The sequence below is a fragment of the Aquincola tertiaricarbonis genome (assembly GCF_000969605.1).
GTDB lineage: Bacteria > Pseudomonadota > Gammaproteobacteria > Burkholderiales > Burkholderiaceae_C > Aquincola > Aquincola tertiaricarbonis.
The window spans coordinates 84,615-95,993 of record NZ_JZUE01000003.1; the positions used below are offsets into that span (position 1 = coordinate 84,615).

General features: G+C 69.8%; 17 protein-coding genes. 9 read left to right on the forward strand and 8 right to left on the reverse strand.

The window, feature by feature from the left end:
- Positions 1 to 33: 33 nt before the first annotated feature.
- The 3 genes from VO99_RS04480 to VO99_RS04490 all read right to left on the reverse strand — a co-directional run bounded on the left by VO99_RS04480 (position 34) and on the right by VO99_RS04490 (position 1,820).
- Entirely contained in the window at positions 34 to 735 is a 702-nt protein-coding gene (locus VO99_RS04480) for a PEP-CTERM sorting domain-containing protein (RefSeq protein ID WP_046111626.1), read from the reverse strand.
- A 156-nt stretch (positions 736 to 891) separates the two neighbouring features.
- Positions 892 to 1,296, reverse strand: a complete 405-nt coding sequence (locus tag VO99_RS04485; RefSeq protein ID WP_046111627.1) for a hypothetical protein — start codon at positions 1,294 to 1,296, stop codon at positions 892 to 894.
- A complete protein-coding gene (locus VO99_RS04490; protein ID WP_046111628.1) occupies positions 1,293 to 1,820 on the reverse strand; it encodes an Mpo1 family 2-hydroxy fatty acid dioxygenase in 528 nt (175 codons plus the stop codon). The genes VO99_RS04485 and VO99_RS04490 overlap by 4 nt, the downstream gene beginning before the upstream one ends.
- A 136-nt stretch (positions 1,821 to 1,956) precedes the next feature.
- On the opposite strand from VO99_RS04490, the gene VO99_RS28590 reads away from it, so the two are divergent.
- From VO99_RS28590 to VO99_RS04510, 4 genes are read left to right on the forward strand one after another with little or no spacing between them, the layout of a single operon-like run.
- Positions 1,957 to 2,529, forward strand: a complete 573-nt coding sequence (locus tag VO99_RS28590; protein ID WP_052736084.1) for a phosphatase PAP2 family protein — start codon at positions 1,957 to 1,959, stop codon at positions 2,527 to 2,529.
- Positions 2,530 to 2,589: 60 nt separating this feature from the next.
- Positions 2,590 to 3,159: a dCTP deaminase gene (gene dcd / locus VO99_RS04500; RefSeq protein WP_046111629.1), complete on the forward strand. Its 570-nt coding sequence runs from the start codon at positions 2,590 to 2,592 to the stop codon at positions 3,157 to 3,159.
- Between the two features lie 47 nt (positions 3,160 to 3,206).
- Positions 3,207 to 4,079 carry a KPN_02809 family neutral zinc metallopeptidase gene (gene ypfJ / locus VO99_RS04505; protein ID WP_046111630.1) on the forward strand — a complete coding sequence of 291 codons (873 nt, stop codon included), beginning with the start codon at positions 3,207 to 3,209 and terminating at the stop codon, positions 4,077 to 4,079.
- A 19-nt stretch (positions 4,080 to 4,098) separates the two neighbouring features.
- Positions 4,099 to 4,491: a DUF1801 domain-containing protein gene (locus VO99_RS04510; protein ID WP_046111631.1), complete on the forward strand. Its 393-nt coding sequence runs from the start codon at positions 4,099 to 4,101 to the stop codon at positions 4,489 to 4,491.
- Positions 4,492 to 4,518: 27 nt separating this feature from the next.
- Here the strand turns inward: VO99_RS04510 and VO99_RS04515 are convergent, their stop codons facing one another.
- The 3 genes from VO99_RS04515 to flgA form a co-directional block, all read right to left on the reverse strand.
- Entirely contained in the window at positions 4,519 to 4,926 is a 408-nt protein-coding gene (locus tag VO99_RS04515) for a hypothetical protein (RefSeq protein ID WP_046111632.1), read from the reverse strand.
- Positions 4,927 to 5,038: 112 nt separating this feature from the next.
- Positions 5,039 to 5,329 (reverse strand): flagellar biosynthesis anti-sigma factor FlgM, encoded by a 291-nt coding sequence (gene flgM / locus VO99_RS04520; RefSeq protein WP_046111633.1) that lies wholly within the window; start codon positions 5,327 to 5,329, stop codon positions 5,039 to 5,041.
- Positions 5,330 to 5,426: 97 nt separating this feature from the next.
- Positions 5,427 to 6,212, reverse strand: a complete 786-nt coding sequence (flgA, locus tag VO99_RS04525; RefSeq protein WP_232315263.1) for a flagellar basal body P-ring formation chaperone FlgA — start codon at positions 6,210 to 6,212, stop codon at positions 5,427 to 5,429.
- A gap of 138 nt (positions 6,213 to 6,350) precedes the next feature.
- Here flgA and flgB point away from each other — a divergent pair, with 138 nt between their 5' ends.
- The 5 genes from flgB (at position 6,351) to flgF (ending at position 10,178) form a co-directional block, all read left to right on the forward strand.
- On the forward strand, positions 6,351 to 6,767 hold the full coding sequence (gene flgB, locus VO99_RS04530; protein ID WP_046111634.1) for a flagellar basal body rod protein FlgB: 417 nt from the start codon (positions 6,351 to 6,353) through the stop codon (positions 6,765 to 6,767).
- Between the two features lie 190 nt (positions 6,768 to 6,957).
- A complete protein-coding gene (gene flgC / locus VO99_RS04535) occupies positions 6,958 to 7,440 on the forward strand; it encodes a flagellar basal body rod protein FlgC (protein ID WP_046111635.1) in 483 nt (160 codons plus the stop codon).
- 18 nt (positions 7,441 to 7,458) lie between these two features.
- Positions 7,459 to 8,121, forward strand: coding sequence for a flagellar hook assembly protein FlgD (locus tag VO99_RS04540; protein ID WP_046111636.1), 663 nt, complete (start codon positions 7,459 to 7,461; stop codon positions 8,119 to 8,121).
- Positions 8,122 to 8,146: 25 nt separating this feature from the next.
- Entirely contained in the window at positions 8,147 to 9,415 is a 1,269-nt protein-coding gene (flgE, locus tag VO99_RS04545; RefSeq protein WP_046111637.1) for a flagellar hook protein FlgE, read from the forward strand.
- Positions 9,416 to 9,449: 34 nt separating this feature from the next.
- The gene (gene flgF, locus VO99_RS04550; RefSeq protein WP_046111638.1) at positions 9,450 to 10,178 is read left to right on the forward strand and encodes a flagellar basal-body rod protein FlgF; all 729 of its coding nucleotides are present in this window, start codon (positions 9,450 to 9,452) and stop codon (positions 10,176 to 10,178) included.
- A gap of 30 nt (positions 10,179 to 10,208) precedes the next feature.
- Here flgF and VO99_RS04555 read toward each other — a convergent pair whose 3' ends face one another.
- Together VO99_RS04555 and VO99_RS04560 are read right to left on the reverse strand one after the other, a co-directional pair.
- A complete protein-coding gene (locus tag VO99_RS04555; protein WP_046111639.1) occupies positions 10,209 to 10,853 on the reverse strand; it encodes a retropepsin-like aspartic protease family protein in 645 nt (214 codons plus the stop codon).
- Entirely contained in the window at positions 10,853 to 11,350 is a 498-nt protein-coding gene (locus VO99_RS04560; protein WP_046111640.1) for a YajQ family cyclic di-GMP-binding protein, read from the reverse strand. Before VO99_RS04560 ends, VO99_RS04555 begins: the two co-directional genes overlap by 1 nt.
- Positions 11,351 to 11,379: the final 29 nt, after the last annotated feature.

Genomic DNA, 11,379 nt, shown 5'->3' on the forward strand with positions numbered 1-11,379 from the left:
AGGCCTCTTGGGCCCGCGCCGCGGGTGCGGCTGTCAACCGGCGTGGTGTGCTGAGCGGGCGGTGTGGCGCTGGCGGCGGCGCAACGCGACCAGGCCGCCCAGGCCCAGCGCCAGCATCAGCGCGGCGGAAGGCTCCGGCACGGGGGTCACGCTGGCGCCGGTGAGCGTGATGGTGTAGCCGAGCGACGAATCGGCATTGGCCCCAAAGCCGTCCAGCCAGGAATCCAGCGGGCCACTGGCCGGGTTGCCGTACGCCAGTTCGGTCAGGCCGGCGGGCTGCACGAACAGGTCTTCGCCCAGGCCGTCGCGGGCCGAGAAGCCGCCTTGGGCGACGCCGAGGTAATACAGGCCGTTGCTCAGTCCGCTATAGGGCGTCAGCGTAGGATTCAGGCCGCTGGCCGTGTCGTCGCTGGCGTAGACGCCGAACCCGTCCATGTCGAACAGGAAGAGCGCGGTGTCGTCGGAGCCTGCCGTCGCGGTGGCGCTGAACGTGGCGGCGTCGGTGATGCGGATGCCGAACAGGTCCACCTGGTAGGCGAAGGTGTTGTCGAGCAAGGCCACCACGTCCAGCCGGCCGGTGATGCCGGTCAACGCCGCGCCGGGGCTGCCCAGCGGGATTTCAGCCGACACCGGCACCTCGCCGGCGTCGATCTCGTTCCATGTCAGGGCGGCGGCGCCCTGGGTGAAGCTCAGCGCCGCGGCCAAGGCGGCGGCAGCCAGGATCGAACACTTCATCGATGGGTCCCTTCTGGGTGAGAAGAACGACTGCTTAGCCTTTCGCTACGGATGCGAAACGAAAGGACGCACAGTTGTCACATATTTCACGCCAGCCGACCCCCCTAGTTCTTGGGGGTGACCCTTGAAGTCTGGAACTTTTCAGTAACCGATCGCTTACTTGAGCGGCAGTCCGGTGCGCAGGCCGCAGCGGCCCGCCATGCAGGCCGCACCAGGATCGGGCACCACGGAGCAGGTGGAGGCACGGCCGTCGCCCGCCGCGGCCGGCGTTTGCGCCTGTGTGTAGCGGTCGGCCAGCGCCTGCAGCTGGATGCCGTCGGTCACCTGCGATGACCACGGTAGCCAGGCCTGCGGCCCGCCGCAGGCCTTGCGGCCCACCGCCATGGTGTGGCATTGCTCGTCGCTGGTGCAGGCGGCGCTGCCGATCGCCTCGATCAGCAACTGCTTCTCCGCATTGCCGGGCGGGCTGAGCGGCGGCGGCTTGGCCACCGGGGCGGCGCTGCAGGCCAGCATCAGGCCGCAGGCGGCGGCCGTGGCCGCGAAAAGCCCGGCGCGATTCATGCGGGGCTGTGCAGGTCGCGCAGCACCGTGGGGCCGGCGCGGCGCTCGATGTCCGACAGCAGCTGGCGGCAATAGCCCATCGCGAACAGCAGTTCGGCGGCGACGAACATCGGTCCGATCAGCAGCCCGCTCAGGTCGTCCACGAAAGCAGGCTTGCGGCCTTCGTAGTAGTGCCCCACGAACTGGATCAGCCAACCCAGGAGGAAGCTGCCGATGCCCCAGCCCAGCCACTGCGCCACGCTGCCGCCGGCCAGCGTGTGGCCCAGCGCCAGCAGCAGCGCGTTCAGCAGGCTGACGGCGATGCCCACCGCCAGCTGCCCGCGCGTCAGGTACCACAGGGTGGCCAGGCCCCAGGCGATCCAGGCGGGCGTGAGCGCCAGCGTGCCGGTGCCCAGCTCGGGGCGCGCCAGCAGCACGCCCACGGCGAAGACGATCAGCGGGATGCCGACGAAATGGGTGGCGATGTTGCGGCGGTCGCGGTGGTAGGTGGCGTACTGCACCAAGAGATCGTTGGCCTTGCGCATGACGGCTGTCTCCTGCAATTCGTGTGCGTGAGGGATTGACGATGACGATAGCAGTGGTAGCGCGGGCGTGCAGCGGAACTTCCCTGCGTCCCCCCTGTCCGCTACCGGGTTCGTGAACTAGGAGCGAGGTGGCTGCATGTCGGACCGTGATCTGTTCGAAGTGTTCAACGCGCCGGAGGGCCTGCACGGCGGCTGGCTGCTGCTGGTGCGCCTGCTGTCCGGCCATGTGGCGTGGATGACGCTGCTGGCGGTGGCGGCCACCCTGGTGCTGGGGCCGGTGGGGCTGCGCCGGGCGATGGCGCGGCTGGTGCACGGCGCGGTGCTGTCTGCGCTGCTGGCGGTGGTGGTGTCGCTGCTGCTGCGCCAGCCGCGGCCGGGCGACCTGGCACTGGGCCACCAGTACTTCCATGCGCTGCTGCCTTCGGGCTTTCCCAGCGTGCAGGTGACGGTGCTGTGGGCACTGGCCCTGGGCGCGCTCACGCTGCGCCCGGCCTGGCCCTGGCTGGGTGCGCTGATGCTGCCGCTGGGCCTGGTGGTGGGCTGGGCCCAGGTGTACGCGGGGCTGCAATTCCCCACCGACGTGCTGGCCGCGGCGCCGGTGGCGGCGGTGGGCGTGGGCATCGCCCATCTGCTGCGCCGGCCGCTGGAGGTGGAGCTGACGCAGCCGCTGCTGCGCTGGATCGACGGCCTGCGCCGGCAGCGGCGCTAGCCGGTCGGGCACGGGAGGCCGCTGCCTACAATCCGCGCCATCACCTGGAGCAGCCCCCGCATGAGCATCAAGAGCGACCGTTGGATTCGCCGCATGGCCGAAGAGACCGGCATGATCGAGCCGTTCGAGCCGGCGCAGGTGCGTACCGCGGCCGACGGCCACCGCATCGTCAGCTATGGCACCAGCAGCTACGGCTACGACATCCGCTGCGCCCCCGAATTCAAGATCTTCACCAACATCAACTCCACCATCGTCGACCCGAAGAATTTCGACGAGAAGAGCTTCGTGGACTTCCAGGGCGACGTCTGCATCATCCCGCCCAACAGCTTCGCGCTGGCGCGCACGGTGGAGTACTTCCGCATCCCGCGCAACGTGCTCACCATCTGCCTGGGCAAGAGCACCTATGCCCGTTGCGGCATCATCGTCAACGTCACCCCGTTCGAGCCCGAGTGGGAAGGCTACGTGACACTGGAGTTCAGCAACACCACGCCGCTGCCGGCCAAGATCTACGCGGGCGAGGGCTGTGCCCAGGTGCTGTTCTTCGAGAGCGACGAGGTCTGCGAGACCAGCTACAAGGATCGCGGCGGCAAGTACCAGGGCCAGCGCGGCGTCACGCTGCCGAAGGCCTAGGCATCGGCCTTGCCGCAGCATCCGACCAACAACGTCAGGAGGCGGCAATGAAGTGGGAAGGCGAGCAGCAGAGCAGCAACGTCGAGGACCGGCGCGGCGGCGGCGGCGGGCGGGGCATCGGCCTGGGCGGCGGCAGCATCGGCTTGGGCAGCGTGGCCATCGCGCTGGTGGCGGGCTGGATCTTCGGCATCAACCCCTTGACGCTGCTGGGCCTGATGGAAGGCGGCGGCCAGGCGCCCACCAGCCAGAACGCGCCGGCCACCGCGCCCCCGCCTACCGACCGCGAGGCCGCCTTCGTCTCCACCGTGCTGGCCGACACCGAGCGGGTGTGGCACGCGCAGATGCAGCGCGGCGGCGCCACCTACCAGGAACCGCGGCTGGTGCTGTTCCGCGGCGCGGTGCGCACCGCCTGCGGCACCGGCCAGTCGGCCATGGGGCCGTTCTACTGCCCGGGCGACCAGAAGGTCTACATCGACCTCGGCTTCTTCGACACCCTGCGCCAGCGCCTGGGCGCGCCCGGCGACTTCGCCCAGGCCTACGTCATCGCCCACGAGGTGGGCCACCATGTGCAGAACCTGCTGGGCATCACCGGCAAGGTGGATGCGATGCGCGGCAAGGTGCCGGAAGCGCAGATGAACCAGATGTCGGTGCGCATCGAGCTGCAGGCCGATTGCCTGGCCGGCGTGTGGGCGCACGATTCCCAGCAGGGCAAGGGCTGGCTGGAGCAGGGCGACCTGGAGGAGGCGATGAATGCCGCCTCGCGCATCGGCGACGACACCCTGCAGAAGCAGTCCGGCGGCACCGTGGTGCCCGAGACCTTCACCCACGGCACCAGCGCGCAGCGGGTGGCCTGGTTCCGCCGCGGCCTGGCCGCCGGCAACATGAACGACTGCAACACCTTCGACACGCGCAACCTCTAGGCCCCCTCCGGAAGCCCCCATGCGTCACCTGGTGCGCTCCGCCGCCCTGATCGAAGCCTGGTTCGACATGCTGCCGCCGCAGCAGCAGCCCAGCGCGCGTGCGCTGCAGACGCTGGTGCTGCGGGCGGCGCCTTCACTGGGGCAGGCGGTGAAATGGGGCAACCTGATCTTCACGGTGCACCACTTCCATGCGCTGGCCATCGCGCCCTACAAGAGCCATGTGCACCTGCAGGTGTTCCGCGGCGCGGCGCTGGTGGGTCGATTCCCGATGCTGGAGGGCACCGGCCGCGGGCTGCGTCACCTCAAGTGGCGCTACAGCCAGCCGCTGGACGAGGAACTGATCGCCGACCTGGTGCATGCCACGGTGCAGCTGATGCAGCAGCAGCCCGGGCCGACGACGGCGGACGACTGAGGCACCGGCCACGCCGGCGCGCAGGCTTCAGGCCTGGATGACGCCCGACGACGGGCCGCGGTCGGCGGTGCCGCCCGAGCCGTACAGGCCGTTGGCGGCCGTGATCTGGCCAGGCATCAGCGCATCGATGGCCCGGTCCAGCGCGGCGGTGGCGCGGGCCAGGCTTTCGCGCTGCGCCGCCACCCGGCCGCTGGCCTGCGCCAGGCGCTGGCGCAGGGCCGGCGGCACACCGCCCTGGCGCGCGGCCTGGGCGAAGCGGTTCACCGCCGTGGCCAGCGAGCGGTGCAGCTCGGTGGCCTGCACCTCGATGGCGCTGGCATTGCTGTCTTGCAGCGCCTGCCCGAGGCTGCTGAGGTGCAGCTCCACCGCGGCGAGCGCGACCTCCAGGTCCTGGCTCTTCGACGAGGCGCCGGCGGCGGTGGCAGGGTTCAGCATGGCGAGGTGGGTGCTGCAGGGCGTGGATGAAACTGGGCGCTGCCGCGCACGCCCGATGACGTGCGCCGGCAGCGCCCTGTGGAACTCGGTCCGCCGGTGAGGGCGGACGGGATCAATGCGAGCCGCGGCGGCTCAGCAGTTCCTGGGCGTTGGAAATCAGCTTGTCCGCGATGGCTTCCGGGTTGACCTGGAACTTGCCTTCGCGGATGGCGTTGGAGATGCGCTCGACCTTGGCCGCATCGAACTCGGCGCTGCTGTCGCCCAGCGACGTGGCGGCCGACGACAGGGTGACCTGCGTGCTGGCTTCCGGCGTCGCGGCTTTCTCGGGCTTGGCTGCGGGAGCGGCGGTGCGGTCACCGGCCACCGGGGTCAGCGGCGCGTTCTCGAGGGAACCGATCTTCATGGTGTGCTCCTGACAGCGGGGAGGGGCCGCCTTTTCAACATGGTCGTTGTATCGGTGGCTGCTGACGGGACTTTAGGGCTGGCGGAGAAGTTTTTGTTCACAGGGCGATTTCCACCTGACGCTCGGCCACGGCCACGCCGCTGAGGATGCGCCCGGATTCGGTGCGTATGCGGACCGCCTGGCCTTCGATGCCCGGCGACATGGCCAGCGCTTCGCCGGCCACGCTGTAGCCCTGGCCCTGCGCCACGACGCGCACCGTCTCGCCGGCGGCGAACCACTGGCGGGCGCGCAGGTCGCGCTGGTGCAGCGGCTCGCCGGCGGCCAGCGGCCGGGCCAGGGTGCGGCCGGCGACCAGGGCCGGCAGGCGGATGGCGGGGGAGGGGTCGGCGGCGATGTCCGTCTCGGCCATCACGAAATCGTCGGCCTGCACGCTGGCGCCGGTGGCCAGGGCCCGCGTGGCCACGAGGGACGGCGCGAACACCTGCACCGTCACCGGCAGGAACACGTTCCAGCGCGTGGCGCCCTGCAGGCAGCGCAGGCCGATGCGGGCCTTTCCCCACAGCCGCGTGCCGGAGGGCAGATAAGGCTCCACCTGCTGGCAGGGGGCGAGTTTCAGGCGCGGGTCCAGTTCACCCAGCTCGATCTCCACCCGCATGCCGGGCACGGCCGCGCGCGAGGCCGCCTGGGCCAGCTCGCGCACCTGGCGGGCCAGGGCCGCGTCCACGCCGCGCGGCGTGGCGGCTTCGGTCTGGGCCTGCACGCCGGCATGGGCCAGCAGCGCCATCAGGCCGGCCAGCAGCCACAGCACCATGGCCGGCGCGCGACGGCCGTCGGCCAGGGGCCGGGCGGCAGCGGTGCGGGGGGTGCTGGGGGAGGTGTCCACGGCAGCCAATGTAGGCCGCGCCAGGGCGCCGGCAGGCAGCGAAGTAGCTGCCGAACACCCTGCTATTTGCACTGTTGTGGCGGGGGGTGCTGCCGACAATGGCCGCCATCCCGGCAGACCCTGCCCAGGGGACCTTCGATGATCGAACGCCTTACCGACACGCTGAACTTCCAGACGCAGGCCCTGCAGCTGCGGTCGGAGCGCCAGCAGATGATCGCCAGCAACATCGCCAATGCGGACACGCCGGGTTATGTGGCGCGTGAGATGGACTTCTCGCAGGCCCTGCGCAACGCGGTGGGCCAGCGCAGCCCGGCATCGCAGCTCACCACCACGTCGGCCGGCCACCTGCCGGTGGGCATCGGCAGCCTCGGCCCGGCCGGTGCCGAGCAGCGGTATGCCGCGCCTTCGCAGACCAACCTGGACCGCAACACCGTGGACATGGACCGCGAGCGGGCCAGCTTCGTGGACAACACGCTGAAGTACGAGGCCTCGCTGCGCTTCATCAACGGCAGCGTGCGCTCCATGCTCGACGCCATTAAAGGCCAGGCGGCATGACGACGGCTGAAGCCAGGCAGCGGGCCGAGCGCCGGGCCGCTCCCAAGCCGGCCCGGACCCCCTCGGGGGGTGGTTCGGCGTATTCGACGAACCGGGGGCAGACGTTCCGGGCCGAGCGCCGGGCCGCTCCCAAGCCGGCCCGGACCCCCTCGGGGGGTGGTTCGGCGTATTCGACGAACCGGGGGCAGACGTGAGCATGTTCCAGATCTTCAACGTGTCCGGCAGCGCGGTCAGCGCGCAGAGCCAGCGGTTGAACACCGTGGCCTCCAACCTGGCCAACGTGGACACCGTGGCCGGGCCCGACGGCACCGCCTACAAGGCGCGCCAGGTGGTGTTCCAGACCGAGCTGATGGGCGCGCAAGGTGCGCAGCTGGGCGGCGGCCGCATGCGCGTCGGCACCGTCGGCGGCGGGTCGCTGCCGCCCGACGGCGTGGCCTCGGCGGCCGGCGTGCGGGTGTCCACCGTCACCGAGTCCGACACCCCGGGCCGCCGCGTGCACGACCCCAAGAACCCCAGCGCCGATGCCGACGGCTACGTGACCTACAGCAACGTGAATGCGGTGGAGGAGATCGTCAACATGATCTCGGCCTCGCGCTCCTACCAGAACAACATCGAAGTGATGAACACGGCCAAGACCCTGCTGCAGAAGACGCTGCAGATGGGCAACGGCTGAACCTGAGGCCCGACCCGCATGAGCAGCACCACCACGCCCGTCGCCGGCGTTTCCCTCACGGGCAACGGCTTCAACTACACCGGCACCGCCACCGCGGAGGCCACCGACCCCAGCGACCGCTTCCTCAAGCTGCTGGTGGCGCAAATGCAGAACCAGGATCCGTTGAATCCGATGGACAACGCCCAGGTGACCAGCCAGATGGCGCAGATCAGCACCGTCACCGGCGTGGAGAAGCTCAACACCACCGTGGGCGGCCTGAATGCGCAGTTCGTGCAGATGCAGGCGCTGCAGGGCGCCACGCTGGTGGGCACCGACGTCATCGTGTCCGGCAACAAGCTCTCCACCAACGAGGCCGGCGTGCGTCAGGGCGGCTTCGACCTGGGCGGCGCCGCCAGCTCGGTGAAGGTGGAGGTGCTGTCCGGCAGCGGCCAGGTGATCGACACCATGGACCTGGGCGCGCAGACCACCGGCCGCCACAGCTTCGACTGGAAGCCATCGGCCGGCGTGTCCGCCTCCAACGGCGCCAGCTTCCGCATCGTGGCCAAGAACGGCGCCGGCGACGTGACGGCCACGCCGCTGATGCGCGACAAGGTGGACGCCGTGACCACCGGCGACACGCTGCAGCTGGAGCTGCGCAGCAGCGGCACGGTCAAGTACACCGACATCAAGTCCTTCAACTGACGCACTTCATCCACAGGACCGCATCATGAGTTTCCAGCAAGGCCTGTCGGGCCTGAACGCCAGCAGCAAGAACCTCGACGTCATCGGCAACAACATCGCCAATGCCAACACCTTCGGCGCCAAGACCTCGCGCGCCGAATTCGCCGACATGTACGCCACCGCGCTCAACGGCACCGGCGCCAACAACATCGGCATCGGCGTGAACCTGCAGACCGTGGCCCAGCAGTTCACGCAGGGCAACATCACCAGCACCGAGAACGCGATGGACCTGTCCATCAACGGCGGTGGCTTCTTCCAGGTGAGCGATGGCCGCAACCCCACCATGTACACCCGCAACGGCCAGTTCAAGGTGGACCGTGACGGCAACATCGTCAACAACGAGAAGCTGAACCTGATGGGCTACCCGGCCGATGGCGCGGGCGTCATCCAGCCCGGCCTGGCCCAGCCGCTGAAGCTGCCCACCGCCGGCATCAGCCCGCAGCCCTCCACCACCATCGACCTGGAGATGAACCTGGATGCCCGCCTGGGCGCCACCGCGCCCACCACCGGCGCGGCCATCGACTTCAGCGACGCCACCACCTACAACAACGCCACCTCGCAGACCCTGTACGACGCCAAGGGCCAGGAAGTGGCGATGACCTACTACTTCCAGAAGGCGGCCTCGCCTGCCGACACCTGGAACGTGTTCGCCACCGCCAACGGCACCACCGTGGCCGGTACCGACGCGGCGCCGCTGCCGGTGACGACGATGAGCTTCACCACCAACGGCGGCAGCGTCACCAGCCCGGTGGGCCCGATCACGGTGGACATTCCCGCTTCCACCAACGTGGCCGGCGCGCCCACGCTGCCGATCACCGGCATCCAGCTGGACCTGACCCAGTCCACGCAGTACGGCTCGGGCTTCCGCGTCACCGACCTCAAGCAGGACGGCTATGCCGCGGGCACGCTGTCGGGCATCGCGGTGGAGGACAGCGGCATCGTGATGGCGCGCTACTCCAACGGCGAGAGCAAGCCGGTGGGCCGCATCGAGCTGGCCAACTTCCGCAACACGCAGGGCCTGCAGCCGCTGGGCGGCAACCTGTGGGCACGCACTTTTGCGTCGGGCGATCCCATCGTGAACGTGCCGGGCGAAGGCACCATGGGCGCGCTGCAGGCCGGTGCGCTGGAAGAATCGAACGTGGACCTGACCGGCGAGCTGGTGAACATGATCACCGCGCAGCGCATCTACCAGGCCAATGCACAGACCATCAAGACGCAGGACCAAGTGCTGCAGACGCTGGTCAACCTGCGTTGACCACCCGCCGCCAGCGCACTGAAGGAGGCCCGCGATGGACCGCATGATCTACCTGTCGATGTCGGGCGCCAAGGCGTCGATGCAGCGGCAGGACGTGCTTTCGCACAACCTGGCCAATGCCACCACCACCGGCTTCCGAGCCGAGCTGCAGGCCTTCCGCGCGGTGCCCATCCGCGGCGACGGCGCCACCACGCGCGCCTTCGCACTGGAGTCCACCGTGGGCTACAACCAGCTGCCCGGCGCGGTGCAGGCCACGGGCCGCGGGCTGGACGTGGCCATGAAGGGCAACGCCTGGCTGGCGGTGCAGGGCCTGGACGGCACCGAGGCCTACACCCGCGCCGGCAACCTGGACGTGAATGCCGAAGGCACGCTGACCACCCAGGCCGGCCTGACCGTGATGGGCGACGGCGGCCCGCTGACGGTGCCGCCGAACAGCGAGGTGCGCATCTCGCCGGACGGCAACGTCACCGCCAAGGCACCCGGCCAGGCCGAGGTGCAGGTGGGCCGGCTGAAGCTGGTGACGCCCGAGGCGCCGATGACGCGCGGCGACGACGGCCTGTTCCGTGCCGGCCCCGATCCGCTGGACGCCGACCCCAATGCGCGGCTGCAGGACGGCGCGCTGGAAGGCTCCAACGTCAGCGCGGTGGAAACCATGGTGGCCATGATCTCCGCCGGCCGGCAGTTCGAGCAGCAGATGAAGATGATCCAGACCAGCGAGCGCCAGGAGCAGACGGCGCAGAAGCTGCTGTCCACCAGCGGCTGATCCGCCGGTACTGCCGGGCCGCCCCAAGGGTCAGGGCTTCTTCTCGAGCCGCAGCGTGTCGTTCACCTGCTTCATCTGGAAGCGGCTGAGGAAGCTGTTGCCCAGCAGCACGAAGGGCATCTGCTCGGGCAGCACCACCGCGGGCACCTGGTACACCTCGGCGCCGCCCAGGCGCACCGAGGTCAGCGTGACCAGGTGCACCGGCACCGCGCCGTTGGCCGTCTGCGTCATGCCGCGGGCGCCGCGCTTGTAGTCCAGGCCGATGCGCTCGGCCTCGGCCTGCGACAGCGCCACCACGCTGGCGCCGGTGTCCACCATGAACTGCACCGTCTTGCCGTTGATCTGGCCGCCCGACATGAAGTGCCCGCCCGGCCCGGCGGTGAGCACCACGTCGTTGTCGCCGCGGGCGGCCGCCGCACCGCCCAGGTTCACCGGCGCGGCGCCGATGCGCAGCAGCAGCTGCGCGCCACCCACCTCCACCCGCGCGCCATCCGGCGCCACCGACAGCAGCTTGACGCCGCCATGGCTGCTGCCCACGGTGAGCGTGCGGGGCTGGCCGTCGATCACCAGCAGCGCGGCGCGGTCGCCCATGCTGCCGTTGAGCGACACCTGCTGCGCCGCCACCGGCAGCGCGCCCAGGGCGCCGGCCAGCAGCAACGCGGCGCAGCGGCGCATCAGTCGCGGAAGTTGTTGAAGGACAGCGGCACGTCCACGTCCTTCTTGATGAGGGCCATGGCGGCCTGCAGGTCGTCGCGCTTGGCGCCGGTGACGCGCACGGTGTCGCCCTGGATGGCGGCCTGCACCTTGAGCTTGCTCTGCTTGATCAGGCCCTGGATCTTCTTGCCCATCTCGCTGTCGATGCCGGCCTTGAGCACCAGCACCTGCTTGACCTTGTCGCCGCCGATCTTCTCGATCTTGGCGCTGTCGTCGATGAAGCGCGCATCCACGTTGCGCTTGCTGAGCTTGCCGACCAGCACGTCCTTCACCTGGCCGATCTGGAAGTCGCTGTCGCCGTACAGCGTGATGCTCTTGTCGGTGCCCTTGTCCTGCAGCTCCACCCTGGCGCTCGAGCCCTTGAAGTCGAAGCGGGTGGTGATCTCCTTGCCCGCCTGGTCGACGGCGTTGCGGACCTCGACGAGGTTGGGTTCTAGAACGGTGTCGAAGCTCGGCATGAATGCACCCGGGTCTGGAGAAAAAGGCA

Excerpts from the sequence above, each read along its gene's own strand:
- VO99_RS04480 (WP_046111626.1), bottom strand. The coding sequence starts at position 735 with ATGAAGTGTTCGATCCTGGCTGCCGCCGCCTTGGCCGCGGCGCTGAGC.
- VO99_RS04485 (WP_046111627.1), bottom strand. The coding sequence starts at position 1,296 with ATGAATCGCGCCGGGCTTTTCGCGGCCACGGCCGCCGCCTGCGGCCTG.
- VO99_RS04490 (WP_046111628.1), bottom strand. The coding sequence starts at position 1,820 with ATGCGCAAGGCCAACGATCTCTTGGTGCAGTACGCCACCTACCACCGC.
- VO99_RS28590 (WP_052736084.1), top strand. The coding sequence starts at position 1,957 with ATGTCGGACCGTGATCTGTTCGAAGTGTTCAACGCGCCGGAGGGCCTG.
- dcd (WP_046111629.1), top strand. The coding sequence starts at position 2,590 with ATGAGCATCAAGAGCGACCGTTGGATTCGCCGCATGGCCGAAGAGACC.
- ypfJ (WP_046111630.1), top strand. The coding sequence starts at position 3,207 with ATGAAGTGGGAAGGCGAGCAGCAGAGCAGCAACGTCGAGGACCGGCGC.
- VO99_RS04510 (WP_046111631.1), top strand. The coding sequence starts at position 4,099 with ATGCGTCACCTGGTGCGCTCCGCCGCCCTGATCGAAGCCTGGTTCGAC.
- VO99_RS04515 (WP_046111632.1), bottom strand. The coding sequence starts at position 4,926 with ATGCTGAACCCTGCCACCGCCGCCGGCGCCTCGTCGAAGAGCCAGGAC.
- flgM (WP_046111633.1), bottom strand. The coding sequence starts at position 5,329 with ATGAAGATCGGTTCCCTCGAGAACGCGCCGCTGACCCCGGTGGCCGGT.
- flgB (WP_046111634.1), top strand. The coding sequence starts at position 6,351 with ATGATCGAACGCCTTACCGACACGCTGAACTTCCAGACGCAGGCCCTG.
- VO99_RS04540 (WP_046111636.1), top strand. The coding sequence starts at position 7,459 with ATGAGCAGCACCACCACGCCCGTCGCCGGCGTTTCCCTCACGGGCAAC.
- flgE (WP_046111637.1), top strand. The coding sequence starts at position 8,147 with ATGAGTTTCCAGCAAGGCCTGTCGGGCCTGAACGCCAGCAGCAAGAAC.
- flgF (WP_046111638.1), top strand. The coding sequence starts at position 9,450 with ATGGACCGCATGATCTACCTGTCGATGTCGGGCGCCAAGGCGTCGATG.
- VO99_RS04555 (WP_046111639.1), bottom strand. The coding sequence starts at position 10,853 with ATGCGCCGCTGCGCCGCGTTGCTGCTGGCCGGCGCCCTGGGCGCGCTG.
- VO99_RS04560 (WP_046111640.1), bottom strand. The coding sequence starts at position 11,350 with ATGCCGAGCTTCGACACCGTTCTAGAACCCAACCTCGTCGAGGTCCGC.